The organism is Mesorhizobium helmanticense (assembly GCF_003034915.1).
Classification (GTDB): Bacteria; Pseudomonadota; Alphaproteobacteria; order Rhizobiales; family Rhizobiaceae; genus Mesorhizobium; species Mesorhizobium helmanticense.
Genome location: NZ_PZJX01000006.1, coordinates 26989 through 44503, shown reverse-complemented (window position 1 = coordinate 44503; position 17515 = coordinate 26989). Strand labels below are relative to the sequence as shown.

The 17515-nt window shown below is 58.3% G+C and carries 12 protein-coding genes, 1 tRNA gene and 1 pseudogene; 5 read left to right on the top strand and 9 right to left on the bottom strand.

Annotation, left to right across the window (positions count from 1 at the left end):
* Window positions 1-39 precede the first annotated feature (39 nt).
* Both C9427_RS03565 and C9427_RS03560 read right to left on the bottom strand, forming a co-directional pair.
* Window positions 40-1221, bottom strand: coding sequence for a D-alanyl-D-alanine carboxypeptidase family protein (locus tag C9427_RS03565; protein ID WP_208636341.1), 1182 nt, complete (start codon window positions 1219-1221; stop codon window positions 40-42).
* A gap of 100 nt (window positions 1222-1321) precedes the next feature.
* Window positions 1322-2554: a septal ring lytic transglycosylase RlpA family protein gene (locus C9427_RS03560; RefSeq protein ID WP_107647824.1), complete on the bottom strand. Its 1233-nt coding sequence runs from the start codon at window positions 2552-2554 to the stop codon at window positions 1322-1324.
* 618 nt (window positions 2555-3172) lie between these two features.
* Between C9427_RS03560 and C9427_RS03555 the strand changes: the two genes are divergently transcribed.
* The 3 genes from C9427_RS03555 to C9427_RS03545 all read left to right on the top strand — a co-directional run bounded on the left by C9427_RS03555 (window position 3173) and on the right by C9427_RS03545 (window position 6421).
* Window positions 3173-3262: transfer RNA gene (locus C9427_RS03555), tRNA-Ser, on the top strand.
* Window positions 3263-4025: 763 nt separating this feature from the next.
* On the top strand, window positions 4026-5519 hold the full coding sequence (locus C9427_RS03550; RefSeq protein WP_208636340.1) for an AAA family ATPase: 1494 nt from the start codon (window positions 4026-4028) through the stop codon (window positions 5517-5519).
* Window positions 5516-6421, top strand: coding sequence for an HNH endonuclease (locus C9427_RS03545; protein ID WP_107647823.1), 906 nt, complete (start codon window positions 5516-5518; stop codon window positions 6419-6421). Before C9427_RS03550 ends, C9427_RS03545 begins: the two co-directional genes overlap by 4 nt.
* A gap of 42 nt (window positions 6422-6463) precedes the next feature.
* Here the strand turns inward: C9427_RS03545 and C9427_RS03540 are convergent, their stop codons facing one another.
* From C9427_RS03540 to C9427_RS35395, 6 genes and pseudogenes are all read right to left on the bottom strand, one after another.
* Window positions 6464-8521: a UvrD-helicase domain-containing protein gene (locus C9427_RS03540; protein ID WP_107647822.1), complete on the bottom strand. Its 2058-nt coding sequence runs from the start codon at window positions 8519-8521 to the stop codon at window positions 6464-6466.
* 7 nt (window positions 8522-8528) lie between these two features.
* Entirely contained in the window at window positions 8529-8897 is a 369-nt protein-coding gene (locus C9427_RS03535; RefSeq protein WP_107647821.1) for a hypothetical protein, read from the bottom strand.
* 11 nt (window positions 8898-8908) lie between these two features.
* Window positions 8909-10111 carry a hypothetical protein gene (locus C9427_RS34650; RefSeq protein WP_245436966.1) on the bottom strand — a complete coding sequence of 401 codons (1203 nt, stop codon included), beginning with the start codon at window positions 10109-10111 and terminating at the stop codon, window positions 8909-8911.
* Between the two features lie 4 nt (window positions 10112-10115).
* Window positions 10116-11837 (bottom strand): site-specific DNA-methyltransferase, encoded by a 1722-nt coding sequence (locus C9427_RS34645; protein WP_245436965.1) that lies wholly within the window; start codon window positions 11835-11837, stop codon window positions 10116-10118.
* 3 nt (window positions 11838-11840) lie between these two features.
* Window positions 11841-12764: a hypothetical protein gene (locus C9427_RS03525; protein ID WP_107647820.1), complete on the bottom strand. Its 924-nt coding sequence runs from the start codon at window positions 12762-12764 to the stop codon at window positions 11841-11843.
* Window positions 12751-14735: pseudogene (locus C9427_RS35395) on the bottom strand (BPTD_3080 family restriction endonuclease); the annotation flags it as partial. The gene C9427_RS03525 and the pseudogene C9427_RS35395, both read right to left, overlap by 14 nt.
* Window positions 14736-15204: 469 nt before the next feature.
* Here C9427_RS35395 and C9427_RS03510 point away from each other — a divergent pair.
* A complete protein-coding gene (locus tag C9427_RS03510; RefSeq protein ID WP_107647819.1) occupies window positions 15205-15894 on the top strand; it encodes a recombinase family protein in 690 nt (229 codons plus the stop codon).
* 244 nt (window positions 15895-16138) lie between these two features.
* Window positions 16139-16576, top strand: a complete 438-nt coding sequence (locus C9427_RS03505; protein ID WP_107647818.1) for an acyltransferase family protein — start codon at window positions 16139-16141, stop codon at window positions 16574-16576.
* Between the two features lie 81 nt (window positions 16577-16657).
* Here C9427_RS03505 and C9427_RS03500 read toward each other — a convergent pair whose 3' ends face one another.
* Window positions 16658-16837, bottom strand: a complete 180-nt coding sequence (locus tag C9427_RS03500; protein ID WP_107647817.1) for a hypothetical protein — start codon at window positions 16835-16837, stop codon at window positions 16658-16660.
* Window positions 16838-17515: the final 678 nt, after the last annotated feature.

The following is a 17515-nucleotide window of genomic DNA, read 5'->3' as shown; positions in this document are numbered from 1 at the left end:
TCATAATCCCGGCCGGGAAAAAGGTCCACCGTAACGCCGCTAACGCAACCAGCCGACGGCCAGTTCCGTGGCGGCATCGAACGCGCGCTGCGGCAACGATCCCACACCGACCGACTCGGCCGCGAAAAGCGGCGTCTCCTGGCTCAGCGTGTCGCCGATCCAGACGCGCAGCACGCCCACCTTCTGCCCCTCTTCCACGGGTGCCGCAACCGGCCCGTCATAGACGATGCTGGCGGTCACCTTGTTACCGTTGGCGGTCGGCAGGAAGATCGTCACCGGGCCCTTCGCCTTCAGCGCCACGCCGGATTTGGCGCCGCCGAAAACCTGGGCCTCGCCGACCACCTCACCTCCCGCAAAAATCTCGGTCTTCTGGAAGGAGCGCATGCCCCAGTCGAGCAGCTTTCGCGCCTCCTCGGCACGCTCGCGGTCGCTGGCCAGACCGCTCATCGCCGCGATCAACCGCCTGCCGTTCTGGTTGATCGAGCCGACAATGCCGAAACCGCCGGTCTGGCTGGCGCCGACCGCCAGGCCGTCGGCGCCGATATCCATCGCCAGCAGCGGGTTGCGGTTCCTCTGCAGGATCTTGTTCCAGGTGAAGTCCTTCTGCCCGTAGTAGCGATAGAGATCCGGGTATTCGCGCCAGATATGCAAGGCCAGCAGCGCAAGCTCACGAACCGTCGTTTGCTGACCGTCGGCCGGCAGGCCGGTCGAATTGACGAATGTCGATTTGGTGAGACCGATCTGCCTGGCCCGTTCGGTCATCTGCGCCGCGAAATTCGCCTCCGATCCGGCGAGGCCTTCGGCGATGATAATGCAGCCGTCATTGGCTGCCTGGACCGTCACGCCCTGGATCAAATCCTCCAGCCGGATCGCCGATTTGAGCTTGGCGAACATGGTCGAGGTTCCAGACGGCGCACCGCCCGTGCGCCAGGCGTGCTCGCTGACCACGAATGTATCGTCGAGCGTCGCGCGCCTCGATTTGATGGCGTTGAACACCACTTCCATCGTCATCAGCTTGGCCAGCGAAGCCGGCGGCATCGGCCTGTCGGCATCCTTGGCAAACAGCACCGTACCGGTTTCGGGATCGATCATGAACGCCTGCGCGGCCTTGATCTCGAAAAGCTGCGCCGCCGCCGGCGCCAGCGAAACCAGCAGCAGACCAAGACCCAAAAGCCCAGCAAAAGGGAGCCCGGCAAAAGGCCAAGCGCGGCGAAATTTCATCAGAGGTTCGACCCGTCAGCCGGCATTTCAGGGCAGGCCCTACAAGCTATCAGGCTTTTCCCCGGCGGCACAATCAACCACGGAAACCCGGCCTTGCCGGTCAGTTCCGCACGGCGAGCGCGTCGGGCGCACCATGCGACCAGGCCGCCTGCAGCATCTCATCCAGGCTGCCATGGCCGTCAGGGTAGAGATTGACCGAATACCAGTCCTCGCCGTCGAGTTCGGAGCGCTGGATTTCGGTCTTGCCGAAGCCGGAAAGCTGTGCCGCCACGCGCTTCGCCTCGGCGGCATCCTCGAACGAGCCCGCCGCGACATACTCCGTCGGCGAACCGGCCGACGGCGCTGCCGGGTTACCCCGCTTCCACGACTGGAGGATTTCGGCAGGCGACATGCCGTCGCCATCCAGTGCGGCAAAGGCGTTGGACGCGCGCTCCACGCGCTCATCCGCGTAAGACAGCGATGCCACAGTGAATGGCGATTGCGGATTGATCTCCGGGCGCTCCGGCACGATCGGCCCGAAGTCGGGCAAGGTCACGTCGCCGAAGGCCGGCGCCTGCGCCGACACAACAGGCTGCGCTCCCGAATTCGTCAGTTGACCAGGAAACGGCACGGCGGCCGTGCCTGCCGGCAGGCTCGGCGACGGTCCATTCATGGCGATCATCACGCCGGTCGGCAGGCCGTCGGATGGATCCGGCGCCCTGTTGCCGGGATGATAGGACGCCATTAGATACTGATCGTCATTGCCGTCGAGCGGCGCCCGTCCGACATACTCCACTTTCACCTTGGCCGTGCCGCTATTGGCATAGTCGAGCATTTCGGCGGCGCGCTTCGACACGTCGATGATGCGCCCGTCATGGTAGGGACCGCGATCGTTGACCCGCACGATGACCGAGCTGCCGGTCTTCATGTTGGTGACCCGCGCATAACTCGGCAGCGGCATCGTCGGATGCGCGCCAGTCAGATGCGTCATGTCATAGACTTCGCCATTGGCAGTCAGCCGGCCGTGGAACGCTTCGCCATACCAGGAGGCTAGACCCACCTTGGCATAGCCCCTGTCCTCCTTCGGATAGTACCACTTGCCGCGCACCTGATAGGGCTTGCCGAGCTGGTCGCGGCCGCCGCCACGCTGCAGGCCCGACATCTTGAAGGTGACGCGCGGGCTGGCCTTCACGCCATATTCGGCCTCGGAGAAATATTCCTTCGAGCGGGGCTTCTTGGTGTTGACCATCGCCTTTGGCTCCGGCGACGCGCAGGCTGCCAACAAGGCACCCGACAAAGCCAGCAACACGAAAGCGGAAGCGCGACGGAAATGTGGGCGCGCCACAGGCTGCATTTTTCTGATGTCCCCCTACAGTCTCGACAGGCGCACTACGACCCGAACCCCAGGAGCCAAAGCACGCGCTCGACAAAGCCAGCGGCGCCCTGATTCCATCCCCCTTGTGCGCAGGAATTCTTTATCAGCGTATTAACCGATTGTGGTCGGAACCGGGCAGGATTGTGGCACGAACCGGCAAGGCGATCGGAATGAAAAGCCACTGCTTTTCGGCTGGCGCGGCCATCGTCACATCACAGCGCGCTCTTCGCCTTCAATACGAAGGGCTGAAATCCGCTGTATAATCTCGGATACTTGGCGTCGGTCAGCCCGGCAGCGGCTCTGATGGAATTTCCTGTGCCGTTATGTGCGACAGCCTTCCGCGCTTTATCAGGATTGGCTTCTCGTATGTCTTCTTCATGGATTCTCCCGAAAGTTGAAAACACGCCGCAAGTTGGCCAGTCTTGCGCCATATTGTCAATCGGCCGGCAACTTTGCCGCCGGCGGAGAGCCGCGGCCGGTTGACAGGGCTTTGCTGGGCGCACTAGAGCAATGACGCGCGAATTGTCTCAGGGTGCGGCAGCGCCGAGCAAACACCAGAACAGATCATGCGCATCCAAGTGATTGAAAAATCACGATGGAGGGATGGCCGAGCGGTTTAAGGCACCGGTCTTGAAAACCGGCGTGGGTGCAAGCCCACCGTGGGTTCGAATCCCACTCCCTCCGCCAATGCACCCTGCCCCAACATTCTCTGCCTCGATCCAAAGGCACAGGAATCCCGCAGAACTGCGGGCTTTTGAAAAGAAAGCTGGCAACCGCGCCGCCCGCTATTCCGGCTGAATTAGCGTTCTCTCGACCGATATTCTCCAAAGCTGTGAACCTCGCGCTTTTGGTTCATAGGTTTCTATGCAAACGATTTCAAAAGCTTACAGATCAAGTGACCATTTGAAGTTGGCAACCTTCTCGCTTAGCGAATTCAGCCGAAATCCAACCCGTACGTCTACGCCTTGACCTATCATAGACGTTTGCCCCGCGAGCGTTAGCGACTCATGTCATCCTTCAGGTGCAAACTTGGATTCCCCGTTAGATGTCGCCCTGTTCATTTGGAATAGGGTGAGCATGAACGCATGAACGCATGAACTCGGTTGGCATACGTATTTAAACTGCCGGCGTTGCCCTCCGAAGGCAGAGGTCACAGGTTCGAATCCTGTCGGGTGCGCCGTTCAATTAATTGATTCTGCTATCGAATTTTAAGGAAGCCGCTTGCGGCTCTCAAGCCGGGTAACACCGGGGTAACACCACTTACAGCTTTAGCCTTTCATTCGCTCCAACATCAAAGCCAATAACCAAAAGTGAGACATGGGCATTTTCGAGTAGTTTGCACTCGTGGTAGTCGAAGCCTCGGCTGCTTACTGGTCCCCGAAGTTTTTCAGGATGGTTACCTCGTTCATGGGTTGCAAATAAGGGCCGATTTTTAAAAAGGGTAGGCGCGATGTCCGAGCTGAGATTTGTATCTGTTAAATCGACCGAGCGAATTCCCGAAGGCTTGGCGAATTGCCTAGTGCTTCACGCAGATGGATGGGACGACTTCGGTAGCAAGCTTAGATTTGATCTACATCACTACGACGAAGCGGGAAATGGCTCTGCGATGGGGAAAGTTAAGATACTTCACCGTCCTGCCAAGAGCAACCATAAGACGCTAGACAAATTGACCGCATTACCAAATGAATTTTCTTCGCTGGACAGCGGATACATTTCTCTTGGGCAAAGCCAAGATTACTATGAATCGTTGAGCGCGATATTTACTACCGACGGAGCGATTGAGGTACTAGAAGCTCTTCGCGACATTGCTGAGATGCCAGCTTTATCAAGCGATTTCGACACCGACACCGCGTTCCGCAACGGCCTTGAGCGCGAAAATAGCGCAAAGCGTGCCAGGCGGTTTGCGCGTGCGTGGGTCAGACAGCAAGACTCCCAACCCGATCCTGCGTTTACATATTCATTGAATATCGGACAAGGGTCAGTGCCTACGATCTGCGACTTCGCGTTCGATGAGAAGTCAAAACTTCCTGGCCGCATTGTTGCGATTATCGGTCGAAACGCAGTTGGCAAGACCATGCTGTTGTCTCACCTTGCTGCCGATTTGACTCAGGTGGACCGCATTTCCGTCGAGCGACAGGCCAAGGTCGAAGGTAGGTTTTCTCCTGGCCGCCCTCTTTTTGTCCGTGTGATTGCAATTTCCTACAGCGCATTCGACAAGTTTCGGCGCCCGGAAGTCACTCCTTACAGCAGTTATGTCTACTGTGGGATTCGCGACGAAAAAGGAAGCATTTCTCAACGCGCATTGTCCCAAAGCTACGACACGAACAGGACTCGAATTCGAGAACTTGGCCGAGCTGAAGATTGGATCTTTCGAATTTTAGCGGTACTAGGCGAGGATCAAGGCCTGTCCGAAAGCAGTCTGCGTTTAGAAATCATGCGGGAAGCGCCCGGCACACTGATCGATGACCTCAGTTCTGGCCAGGCAATCCTGTGTCACTTTGTGACGGCCCTATTGGCGTGGATACAAACCGACACGCTTGTGCTTTTCGACGAACCAGAGACACATTTGCACCCAAACGCATTAGCAAGCCTCTTTCTGGCTCTCACATCCATTCTTAGACAACACCGCTCTTTCGCCGTGGTAGCGACCCATTCGCCGGTTGTGCTCCAAGAAATCCCCTCCCGGCGAGTACTCCACTTCGTGAGAACCGAGGCAACTACGGTAGCAGAACTGCTAACGACGGAGAGCTTCGGCGAGAGCGTTACTGAACTTACTCGCCATGTCTTTAAAACAATGGAAGTGGAGAGCCTATATAAGGAAGTATTGTCGCGGCTATCAAATTCGATGACGGTTGAAGAGGTGCTCGATTTATTCCCTCGCGGACTCGGCCTTGCTGCTCAAGCTTATCTGTTTGGAAAATACGCCGACAGAGCCGAAAAATGAAAACACTAGTGCCTCTGGCTCCGGATTATCTCGCACGCTACATCGTCATTCGAGACAGTAAGTACAACCCCACTAAAAAGACTCTCATTGACAACGAGATGGCCATCTCCGCACGCTATCAGGCGCTCGACAACCGCGCGGCGGCCGGGGATCTCGAGATTATAGGGGCTTCGCCGCTACTCGCAATAAGTGCAGCCTTACGTCACTGTTATGGCAGCGAGACGTTGGCGCTTTTGGCGCTTAAGCAAGAAATTAAGGCAGCCCAACCCCAGAGGCAGCTTAAGTATTGCCCCTATTGCGGTACAACCACTAACGAAACTTACGACCACTATTTGCCCGCCTCCCAATTCCCCGAATTCTCAGTTCACGCACTGAACCTCGTTCCTTGCTGCTTTCGTTGCAACACGATCAAGGACGACGACTGGTTGAACGCGCTGGGTGAACGCCAGTACCTCCATTTTTACCTAGACCCTATCCCGGAGGCCCAATTCCTTCGCGCAGACTTGGTGGTTCGTCCGCCACTAGTCGCAGTCGGCGCTCACTTTCGGCTTGACCAAAATGGCATAGAGAACGCCACTTGGACCCGAATACAACGGCACTTCGATCGTCTGCACCTTATCGATCGTTATAACGAAAATGCTAATGACGAAATTGGTGAGATGCTAGACGGCGGTGCCGCTTACGTGGGAGCCGGGGGGACCGACGTCGCTGAGTTTCTGGCTCTCCAAGCCGCGTCCAATCAACAAATATTCGGGATTAACCACTGGCGTTCGGTCTTACTGTGGCAACTGTCAGCTCACCCAGACATAGAAAGCTGGGTTGGAGCTGCTTATCGCCAGCGAGGGCCTAGCAATGCCATTAGGCGACGGGTACATCGAGCAGGGAAAAGACATGACGCATAATGAAAACCACCTCCATCAGCTTATCAGCGAACACTAACTTGGCTAGTTTGTGAAATCGGTCAGATATTCAGAGGTCGGAATGACCCCCGTCAATAGCAGGTGTTCGCGGGCCCGCGTGCATGCCACGTAGAGCAGCCGCCGCTCGGTCTCGTAAATGTCGTCAAGTTCCACTTCGTCCGCAGCGTCGGCCACGCGCTCATCAAGCGGCAGGATTCCTTCGTCGCACGCCATCACGACGACGGCGCGAAATTCCAGTCCTTTGGCCAAGCTCATAGGCGCGGTCACCATTTCCTCGGCTCCTGCGAGCCCTGCGATTGCAGACCGAGCACGAGGGACGAGTTGTGACGTACGGACGAACAGTCCGATCTCCGGAGCCGCGATACCCTCGCCCAACCAGCCTTCTATGGCATCTCTAATGCAATCGGCCTCTGCACGTTCGGCATCGAACGACTTAACCTCTGGAGCCGGCCCATCGAATACGGAAATGATGCCGCGCCGCTCGTCTTCCAATCCATCCGTATCGCGCAAAACCGCCGGCAACAGGCGATCCGCCGCGCGTCGAATCTGCTGCGAGGTACGATAGCAGACCTTCAGCGTGTGCGATCGGCCTCGCACATCTACCCCCAGGCTCGCCCAGGAATACGGATGCTGGAAGATGCGCTGGCCCACGTCTCCGGCGAGGAACAAGCCATCAGCTTTGCCAGGCGCCAGTGCGGCAAAAAATCTGAGCTCGGCCGGCGCAAGGTCCTGCGCCTCGTCGATGATGACATGATCAAACGACTTTGACGTTCGGTGTGACAATGCGTCCGCCAATCCCGTGAAGACGTCTGCCCAAGTTGTGTATCGTTCGGCGGCCAGTGCCGCCCGCACCTCGTCAAATACCGGCCAAAGACGCTCGCGCTGGTTCGGGCCAAGCCGGCTCTTGCGGCCCATCCGCTGGACAGTCGAGTACGTGTCGAGAGATGTCACCCCCCAGGCATCGATGACATTCGTCCACTCGGAGAGCAAGAAGCGCTCAGAAAAGCCCTTGAGCCCAGTGGCATTGGCAGCACTGTGCAACCGTTCGCGCAACACCAGATCGGAGGCGATGCGCGGCCGCACGCCATTCTCAAGCTGGTACATTTGCTCTGCGATCCCTCGAAACGATGCGGTCGTTATGCGAGGCACGATACCGCCCGTCTCAGGTGCGAGCACAAGCAGCTTCTTCGCCATCGCGTCGGCGAGAGGCTGCGAGAAGCTCGCAAGCAAGATCCGGGCGTGTGGATTTTCTCGGGCGAGCCGGACGGCTCGGTGGATCGCCACGATTGTCTTGCCGGTTCCTGCAGATCCGGCCACACGCGCCGGGCCTGAGAACGAACGGTCGACTAGCGCGCGCTGGGACGGGTGGAGAAAGACGCCCCACTTCTCCCAAGGAAATGCAAGCGCCTGTTCCAGCTCTTCCTGATCGGCGATCGGACGTATCCGCCGAAGCGCGTCCGGATGGGTGAAAGGATTCGCACCAGCCAGAATCGGGGCTGGCAACAGTCCCGTCGCTGCATATTCAAGTAATGCTTCCGAGGCCTCAGCCGGCAGGTGCGCGGCGAGCGCGAAGAAACCGTCGTCGTCGGCCGCTCGGACATCAGACAGCCAGTCTGTGGGCACGCCTACCGACAGCAGGGCATCGTCATCGAGCGCAGAGAACAGGGGCGGCGCAGGTGCGCGTGTCCCTTTGCCTTTCGCGGATTCAGGAAAGATAAAATCGAAAGTTGAGGGCGGAGCGACGTCCTCCACGCGCGCGCGCACTTCCACAATCTGTATAGCACCCGTGCGCGGATGCGCTTCTATCCGCCGCCGCTCAGCCCAGGAATAGGCGTCGTCGTGATGACCCACATAGGCGACAAGGATGCTGTCGCCTGTCTTGTGGACAATGAGCCGGACATCGCGGTTAACACGCGCCGACCAGAAATTGGCGTCCTTGCTGTTTTCTATGCGGTGCAACTGCAAGCCGTTGCCGGTCGGGTCCATCTGCAGATCGAAGACACTCGCCTTCACCGCCTTCTGGTCGAGGCCAGACAATCGGTTGAACGAAGCTGTGAAGGTGTCTGCGATCAAGAAGTTCACGGCAATTCTATCTCCATTGCCTTTGAAGCAGCAAAATCTGATCACTCCAGAATTGGACCTCATCGACGAACGAGAAGCCCAAAGACATAGCAAGTTCAAGGAAGCCTTTTCCGGGCTGCAGATCATGTTTGTGGACGACCAACGCAGTTATCAACGGTCTGCCGGCTTCATGCTCCTCGGTTGAAATCTCGCCTAGAAAATGAGCGAGCCGAGTGTCGTGGGGCTCCATGCGAACCGCCTTTATTTGCGCGACAAGGTCGGAATAGGTGATGGGATTGCCTGTCCTTGCCCGCAGCGTCATGACCACCAGCGCTTCTTGCTTGGCCTTTTCCCAGGCCAAGGCGCTGAAGCCGTGATCGAAGCTCTCCCGCCGCATACCGCGCTCCCCTACACCCCAAACACTTTCATCACCTCGTCGCCGAAGTGGTTGATCACCTTCACGGCAATCTTCCCAGTCGCAGGTCGTTCGAACGGCCGGGACGTGTCGGAATACAGCGTTGCCCAGGCGTCTTTGTCGATCTCGGCCTGAAGTGCGGTCCTCAGATTCTTGTATGGATCGTTGGCGCCGAGGAAATAGGCATGGCGGACGAAGAAGCTCTCCTCGTTATATTCCGTGTCTATGAACCAGGCGGCAATGCCGGCCGTGTCGTTCGAGCGGATATCGCCAGTATTCGGATCAAACACATCGACGCCGTTCACCTTGACGCGGATTTCAGGCCCCCCGTCGTCGAGGATATCAACGTCCGGCTCACCAAAAACCACGAACATGTTGCCGCGGCCGGTGTTCTTCAGTTCCTCCGACATGTGCATATCAGGGTTGATACGGGCCTTCAGGATCTTCAGGCTACCGAGGCTGCAAAGCTCGGAGGAATGGGCATCAAAATTGAAGGCGCAGGCGATCAGCACATCGAAGCGCGCGTCAACGGCCTCGCGCGCGGCGGCGACGATGTCCTGTCGGCCGACGGTGCCGTATTCTGGCCCTATTAGGATCGCGGCGCGCCGCTCCGGGCCGTTCTCACCCTCAATGAAAGTGCCGCTGGCGCCGATGAAATTGCCGGGCCATGGCGTCAGGCTCTCGAAGGTGATGCGGTCGCCTCTCTCCTGCTGCTTGACGCCTTCTGACTTCATATAGTCGATGACGATGCCAGAAAAATCTTGGCCAGCCAGATCGGCCTCGGCGAGCGAGCGCTTGCCCTCTGCGGCCTCGATCTCCTCGATCAACTCCTCTTCGCTTGCCGGCAGCACACGGTGTGGCGACAGGCTTTCCACCGTGAACGGCCCGGCGACACGGACGCGATTACTGTCGGCAAAAGGCTTGTCGTAGAGGTACTCGACGTCGGCGCGGACAGCGATCGATGCGTCAATCTCGTGCTGGCGGGCAATGCGAGCCGCCCACCACTTTTCGTGCGGCTCCCTCGCGGACGCCGGCACGGTGGCAGGTAGCTCGCGCGGGACTTGCCACTCCTCCCAAGCGTCTCCCGTTGCAGCGTTGAGCGAAGCGCGGATAGGCTCCAGCACGGCTTTCCATTTATCCCAAATGTCGTCGATCAACGGGTTGTTGGCGATGGATCCCAATGTGATGCGAGGCACCCGCTCATAGACGAACCCTTGGCGAATATCGTTGCCAATCGGTGTATCGGCGGGTGGACGTTGGGCGAGGGTGGCTTCTTTGGCGCGGCCTTCGCGACTGTCGGCAAGCAGGTACCAAGGATAGCGCCGACATCAACCGCGTGCGAGCAAGCGCGAGCGCAACGCGGCTGGTATCGATAGTAATCCAACGACGACCCCATTGTTCCGATGCGTAGGCAGTTGATCCTGACCCGCACGTTGGATCCAGAACGAGATCGCCGGGGTCTGTCGTTAGTAGTATACAACGCGAGATGATCTTGGCGGTCGTCTGAACGACATAATATTTCTCGTCGCCGAAACCGCCTGTTCCAGTGTCGGTCCACAGTGCCTTGATCGGCATGGCAGCGAAATCATTTATAAATCGAACATAGGACAATGTATTTCCTGATACTTGCAATCGATCAGCTTTAGTTAATCGATCCAGTCCTGCGGGCGTAGTTTTCCAGCACTTGTCATTACCTGGATGAAAAACTTTGTTCCGAAACCGATAATCAATTGTGGTGTTTGGGCGAAAGGCACCAGAGGTCAGATTGTCTATTCGGTAGAGCCTGTGTAAATTATCTGCCTCGCCGCTCAATTCCGATTTCGAAGCTTTACGCCGCCGCCCTTCACCGTCATCAGTCCACGTATACTGATCCGAGCCAGCCTCGCCGGCCGCTTTCGCGAGAAGGATTGGGCGGTACTTTAAATTACCCTTCCTTTTGGCAAACCACAGTAGATAGTCGCAGATAATAGGCAGCCCGGACGCGCCTAGTCCCGATGTTTTCACAAACGGGATGAGCGCTACGCTATTCTCGGCCCCGAAGACCTCGTCTAAAACCGCCCGCACGCGGTGAACGTTCTCATCGCCAATCTGCACAAAGATCGAACCACTTTCCGTCAGCAGATCGCGCATCACGGTAAGGCGATCGCGGAGATACGTGAGATAGCTGTGGATGTTATCTTTCCAGGTATCGCGAAAGGCCTTCACCTGCTCGGGCTCGCGGGAAATGTCAGTCTGCTTACTGTCCTTCACGTCCCGCGACTGTGTCGAAACCTGCCAATTCGAGTTGAACTTGATGCCGTAGGGCGGATCGAAATATATGCACTGAACCTTACCCCTCAAACTCTCTCGCTCGGCCATACTCGCCATAACCTGCAAGCTGTCCCCGAGAATCATGCGGTTCGACCAATGCTGGTCATGCTGATAGAATTCCGCGCGCTGGTCGGGTTCGATGCCGTTGAAGTCGGCGAAGAGGTCCGGTGCGTCGGTATTCGCCTCGCGTTTCAGCGCCGTGCGGCGCTTCAGATCATCGATGATCGCCTTGGGGTGGATCTTCTCCTGGATGTAAAGCGGCGGCACGTTGACCACGAGGTTGGACCAGTCCTGCCTGTCCTTCCCGCGCCAGACCAGTTGCGCGTCCGACAGCGTCAAGCTACCCGTCTCGGCCAGTTCCTGCATTTGCTCATCACTGATGCTGATACGCGCGCCATTCCAGATCAGTTCGGGCTTCGCCGGCTCCTCTGCTGTCCGTGTCGCGCCCGGCGTCAGCGGTCGCGCACGGGCGTAATGCTTCGGCGGCATCGGCGAGGTGTCCTCGTCGCGGCGGAAAAAGCTCTCCATCTCAGCCGTCGGGATGTTTCGCCGCGTCGCAGCCTCATGCTTGAGGATATCGATGATCCGAGGGGATTTCGGGGGACGAGCCATTATTCAGTTTCGCTCCAACGGCGCCAGAAGATGCCGAATCCCGTGAAGCTTTACTAACGCCGCAATTTCGCCGGGCAGTTCGTTCTCGGTCACTAGAAAAGCCTCAACCGCTACATTGTCTCGTACATCCATGGCCTGGCGAACGGCTCGGTATTTGACACACTGGAAAACACCGCGTCGCAAATCGATTTCGTTTGAGATCCGGGATTTCACTTCGACAACGATCGTTCGGTCGATGAGCTTGTAGACCACATCTATACGGTCGCCTGAATCCAGATCCACCTCAGTTTCAGCCGTAGCAGCACTGAATGCTTTGTCCACCATTCCAGGGTTATCCTTTACCCACAGGCGGAGCGCCTTATGGTATGGACCTTCTCCGCCAGCACCATAGTTTCGGCCTGTGGGTATTCCGTCCTTTTCGGTTCCTCGCTTGCGCTCCCGGCGATCGCGTTCAATAGCATCCGCATTCAGGGGAGTACCGAAAACACGCCTGTAGAGATCGGCCCACTCGGTTGCTGACAACTTGTAGACTTCACCCGCCGCTCGTTTGAAGCTTCTTTCCCACAGTCTTGGAAGGCGCTGTTTAGAGTCCTCTCGCTCGAGCTGGTTCTCTCCGAAGCGTTTCGCCATGAATGGGCCAGCACCTCGGCTGGGTTGACGATCTTTTTGGTTGACCACCAACACGTTGATGAGGGGTGCATCCGCCGCGACTTGCTGGATCGTGTGCATTAGCACGCCTGCGACGAAACCGAGGCGCGTTCTAAAGATAGTCGAGAACCCCGCCTCGTTCTCCAGCTTGGTTCCGAGTTCGCCGTAGGTCATCGTCGAGCCGTCGAGAGCCACGGCAATAAGCCAGCGCATTGCCGGCGCGAGACCGTGTGCGAGCAAGTTCGCATCTGTTGCCGCATAAGGCTTAAGCTTGGCCATTCCTCTCCCCCATCAGTCGATCGACCAGCGCAGCAAAATCATCTTCCATCACGGTCCAATCACGAAACTCCGCGAAGGCCCAGCGGCCGAAGCCGCCCAGCGCGTTGACCCCGCGCACCCACAATTCGCGGGTCGTCTGGGCCTTGGCCTTATCTGTCTCGTCGCGAAGGCCCTTCACTTCGAGGATTAGCTTGAGCGGCTCGTCGCCGCCATCATCGAGGCGAACAAGAAAATCAGGCATGTAGCGCCGCATCACTCCCGCATCGAGGTAGGGAATGTCGAAACCCAGCGCCTGGTTCTTAGCGTAGGCGATGACGCGCGGATTACCCTCCAGCGTCAGAGCGAGCTGTTCTTCCCAGCTCGAATCCAGGACAACGTGGCTTATTTGGCTCTTCGGCGGGCGGGCACCGGTCGCCCAGCATGTCTTCGAGGTGATGAAGTTAACGTGACGCGTGGAACCCTTGGGATTGTATGGATCGAGCACCGCGAGGATGCGTCCGTCGCCGGCGCGCGTCAAGGCGATGTCGATCTTCTCTGCGGCGCGCGCAAGTTGATCCTGATAGAGTATGGCGCCGATAGGTACGCCCTTCGTGACCAGATATCCCTCGTCGAGCCAGCGGCGCGCCAGTCGTTGAATTTGCGGGAAGAGGTGCTGCTTTGGAAAGCCCTCGTCGTCGCGGAAATGCGCGTAGAGAAGGTGCTTGGCTAGGTTGAAGCTGATTTCCGAAGGTCGCAGGCGCTCCAGGACCGCAGGCGTGATCGTGACCCCGGCGCCGACGATCCCCTCCATGACAACGGAAGTAGGGCCGATGTCGGCGGGGGTGATCACAAGACGGCTGTCTTCGGTAAAGACGGCGTCCAACTTCTCGGAGGGCAGTTCGCGCCGGTAGCCGCTCACGCGCGGGAAAGCGATCTCCAACGCTGCACGCTCCTTAATCGCATGCACTCGGGTCACAGGCTTTGGCTTGGTCGGTTTCGCAATCTGCGGTGCCGAGGCGAAATCGAATGGAATGCCCATGATGTCGGCATATTCAACATCGAACAGACCGGTCTTCGGATTGAGTTCGTAGGATTGGCGGCGCAGGCCGCGCCCGACCACCTGTTCGCAAAGGAGCTGGGTTCCAAAGGCGCGGACGCCCAGAATATGCGTAACAGTGTTCGTGTCCCAACCCTCGGTCAGCATGGACACCGACACCACGCAGCGGATTTGCTCCCCGAGGCGGCCTGGACGGCCGACGGTGTTCATGACCTCGCGCAACAATGCGCTTTCGCTGGTTCTGCGTTGATGCTACCAGCGCCCTCCCGTGCGGCCATCTCCCGCTTGAACTGCTCAATCTCTGCACGGGCCGCTTCCTGGAAGCCTTTGTCCAGCGCGTCTCCGGATTCGATCTGGCGGGAGTCGATGAGCAAGGTGCGCGGACGCGGCAGCCTTGCACCGTGCTCATCATAGTTTCGAAACAACTCAAGATGCCCGGCATGGAATGCAGCGCGTTCGCCCTCGGTTGCATCGCCGCGCTCGAAGCCGGCTATCCACTCGAACACCAGCTTCGAGATCGCCGTGTTTTGGCACACCACGATAAAGACCGGCGGCACCTCGATGCCTTCGCGCTTCCAGCGGTCGAACTCGCCCTCATAGTGGCTGTAGAGGGCGGACAAAGCTGTTCGAAGTTGATTGGGCAGATCAAACGGACTGAGCTTGTTGGCGCCGGCCGCGGTCTTGGGCAGGTCCTTTCCAATATGCTTCCAGAGGTCTCGATAGATGACCGAGTCCGTCTGAACAAGATTGTCGGTCACGGGAACGCGGGGCAACTTGACGATGCCGCTCTCGATCGCGTCGATCAGGCTGAAGTCGGACACCACCCAGGGAAACAAATAGCCTTCCGGGTAGCCTGACCCGCGCAGGAAGAAGGGCGTGGCAGAGAGATCGTAAATCGCCCGCACCCCCTTCGATAGCTTCCGGTCGAGCGAGTCGCTCGGTTAGTATCCGGTTCTCAAGTGGGTTCACCCCTACGAGCGGAGAGAATGGTGACCAAACCAAAAGAACCCCGATCCCGATGCAAACCATTGGCAGCGAAAGCGGAAGCTCCCTGAGAAGTATGGGTAGCCAGGCAGTAAGGAGCACGATTGCTCCAAAAACCGCCAAGAGGAGGGCATAGGACTGCATGTGGGCTCAGGACGTTGAACGCATGTTCGAAGCGCGAACCTGCTTCCAACCCGAGCACAAACAGGCACCCCTCCTCACCCAACGTTCGCCCGCCATGTGCTTCCCCTGCGCGTCGCTCGACCGAGGTCTATCGTAACACGGACATGGAGCCGCTGTCCGGCTAAGGGCAGATCACTGGAGAAGATCGCATTATCTCATTGAATCCCTTGCCTATTCTTGACGGGTGAGCAAACTGCAAACGGTGGTTTGCAGTTTGAACACCCCGGAAACAGCAGCATGACGAGCGCGGTCGCCTATTATCGAGTCTCCACACAGCGGCAAGGACGCTCGGGCTTGGGCATCGAGGCCCAGCGTGCCGCGGTCGCCCGCTTTGCCGAGGCCGAGGGGATGATCATCCTCCAGGAGTTCACCGAGATCGAAACCGGCAAGGGAGCAGACGCTCTTGATCGACGGCCGCAACTGACAGCTGCCCTCGCCCTTGCCCGGCAGCTCAAATGCCCAGTCGTCGTGGCGAAGCTAGACCGACTCTCGCGCGACGTTGCCTTCATTGCGGGCCTGATGGTCCAGCGCGTTCCTTTCGTCGTGGCCGAACTCGGTGCTGACGCCGACCCGTTCATGCTGCACCTTTACGCCGCGTTGGCCGAGAAAGAGCGGCGATTGATCTCGGAGCGCACCAAAGCCGCCCTCGCCTCGCGCAAGACCACTGGCATGAAACTCGGCAACCCGACCAACACCGCTGAGGCCGCGGCGAAAGGCCGGAAGATGTCGATTCGGGAGGCAAACCGATTTGCCCAGACCGTGCTGCCGGTCATCGCCTCTATCCAACGGTCCGGCATCACCAGCCTGCGTGGCCTGGCCATTGCCCTGAACAGCCGCGGCGTTCGGACAGCGCGCAATGGCCGATGGCAGGTCTCGAATGTGCGAAACATCTTGGCGCGGCAAGCTTCTGCGAAATTGCTTTTATAGGCGGGAATTTGACCAGTCGACTATAGCGGTAAAGAAAGCTTATTAGATAAAGCGGTGTGGAGGGAATGGACGGATGAGGTTCAAACTGGCGCAATTCACGCGAACAGAAACTCGCTGGTCCGTCCGCTGGCGATGTAGGTGACGCGTAGCCAATCGCCATTTCCGGAACGCCGTCCTGGCCAACCGGCCGGGTCGCGGCCGAATTCGCGGCCTGAACATCGCCGTTGACTGTTCCGCCTGGTGAGTGCTTGTATTGCATTGCACATCTGGCGAGCACCCACAGCGCCAAGGAAGGGCCATCGCGATTTTGGGTGTCACCGCATTTTTTACAACTGCGTTTTTCGAACATGACTTAGGGCACGTGTGGGGCGCATGGTTCTATGCCGTATCAAGCATGATAATTGTTGTTGGGTTAGCATCCAAAGACCTGACGTCGACGATCACATGGCCACGAATCGGCATGCTGTTTGGTGACGCGTCTTATTCGATCTATCTAGTGCACTTCCCGGTTATCGTTGCCTTCAACAAGCTTTGCTTGAAAGTAGCCCCGGCTATGCCATCGCCGGCCATTCAGATCGGATCTATCGCTGCTGGGCTGGCCGCCGGCGTCTTCTTCCACTTTGTAGTCGAACGTCCGCTGCTCAATGCGGGCTTTTTCCGCCGGAAGGCCGCCATCGCATGAGCGACCCTCAAGGCGCGAACCGCGCAAAGTTCTCGGCGTACTCTTGCGCGGCGGCATCGGCGGCGGCGCGACCGGAAACCGTCAGGTCCGGAATGCGTCGATGGCTTCGCGGTCGGTCCAGTCGCCGGCCTTGGCAAAGAGGATGCCGTTCTGCTCGTCGCCATGCTCGGCATACTGTTTGACGATGCGAGCTGCCAAGTCGGCATTGATGCCCGAGGATGCGAGGTTGCGAATATCCCTTGCTGTCCCCTTGAGGCGCATTCCAGGGCGCCATGAGCGACATGACACCAAAGCGCTAGCTCAGCGCAGTCAAACGCGGTGTGGCGCCCGAAATCGTCCATTATATCGTAGATGGCCATGGCGCGGCTATCGAGACCTACCGCTTGGCAGCTAGAGCCTCCCGGAGCAGCGAACCGCCAAGCCCTTCCTTGGCCTCCGCGGTCTCGGTGACCCCTGCTTGCCAGGTTCCTCCTCCGGCGCCTGTTTCCAGGTGGGATCAAATTAAGCCTCTATTGCGGACCGAGCCTCGCGACTCGCCTCCCGAAAGTCGTTTGGGACGAAACTAGGCAACCCAACCAACGCGTCAGCCGCAGCCGACAAGGGTCGGCGCATCTCGATCCGAGAGGCTTGCCGAGCAGCAAAAGGTTCTCGACCGAACCGAGTGCTGTGGCCAGATTGAAACTGATCAACGATTGCACGGTGTCGTTGCCGGCTTCGTTGCTCCCCATATCGTTGCCCAGACAACGCCGGTAAACTTCGGTAAGTTGCGCCCTCAAAATATGAGTATGTAGAGCCAGTGACGATACCACCACCGACGTGCCTGCGCGATCCGAGACACTTGCCTAAAGCCGTCCGTACAGGCATGCTTCAGGCGACTGACACGATAAATCGTATGACATTGCCGTCCAGCTGGTGCGGAAGGGATTCTGCAGTAAATCG

What these genes read in the sequence shown, in the direction of transcription:
- C9427_RS03565 (WP_208636341.1), bottom strand. Translation starts at nt 1,221, where the DNA reads ATGAAATTTCGCCGCGCTTGGCCTTTTGCCGGGCTCCCTTTTGCTGGG.
- C9427_RS03560 (WP_107647824.1), bottom strand. Translation starts at nt 2,554, where the DNA reads ATGCAGCCTGTGGCGCGCCCACATTTCCGTCGCGCTTCCGCTTTCGTG.
- C9427_RS03550 (WP_208636340.1), top strand. Translation starts at nt 4,026, where the DNA reads ATGTCCGAGCTGAGATTTGTATCTGTTAAATCGACCGAGCGAATTCCC.
- C9427_RS03545 (WP_107647823.1), top strand. Translation starts at nt 5,516, where the DNA reads ATGAAAACACTAGTGCCTCTGGCTCCGGATTATCTCGCACGCTACATC.
- C9427_RS03535 (WP_107647821.1), bottom strand. Translation starts at nt 8,897, where the DNA reads ATGCGGCGGGAGAGCTTCGATCACGGCTTCAGCGCCTTGGCCTGGGAA.
- C9427_RS34645 (WP_245436965.1), bottom strand. Translation starts at nt 11,837, where the DNA reads ATGGCTCGTCCCCCGAAATCCCCTCGGATCATCGATATCCTCAAGCAT.
- C9427_RS03525 (WP_107647820.1), bottom strand. Translation starts at nt 12,764, where the DNA reads ATGGCCAAGCTTAAGCCTTATGCGGCAACAGATGCGAACTTGCTCGCA.
- C9427_RS03510 (WP_107647819.1), top strand. Translation starts at nt 15,205, where the DNA reads ATGACGAGCGCGGTCGCCTATTATCGAGTCTCCACACAGCGGCAAGGA.
- C9427_RS03500 (WP_107647817.1), bottom strand. Translation starts at nt 16,837, where the DNA reads ATGCGCCTCAAGGGGACAGCAAGGGATATTCGCAACCTCGCATCCTCG.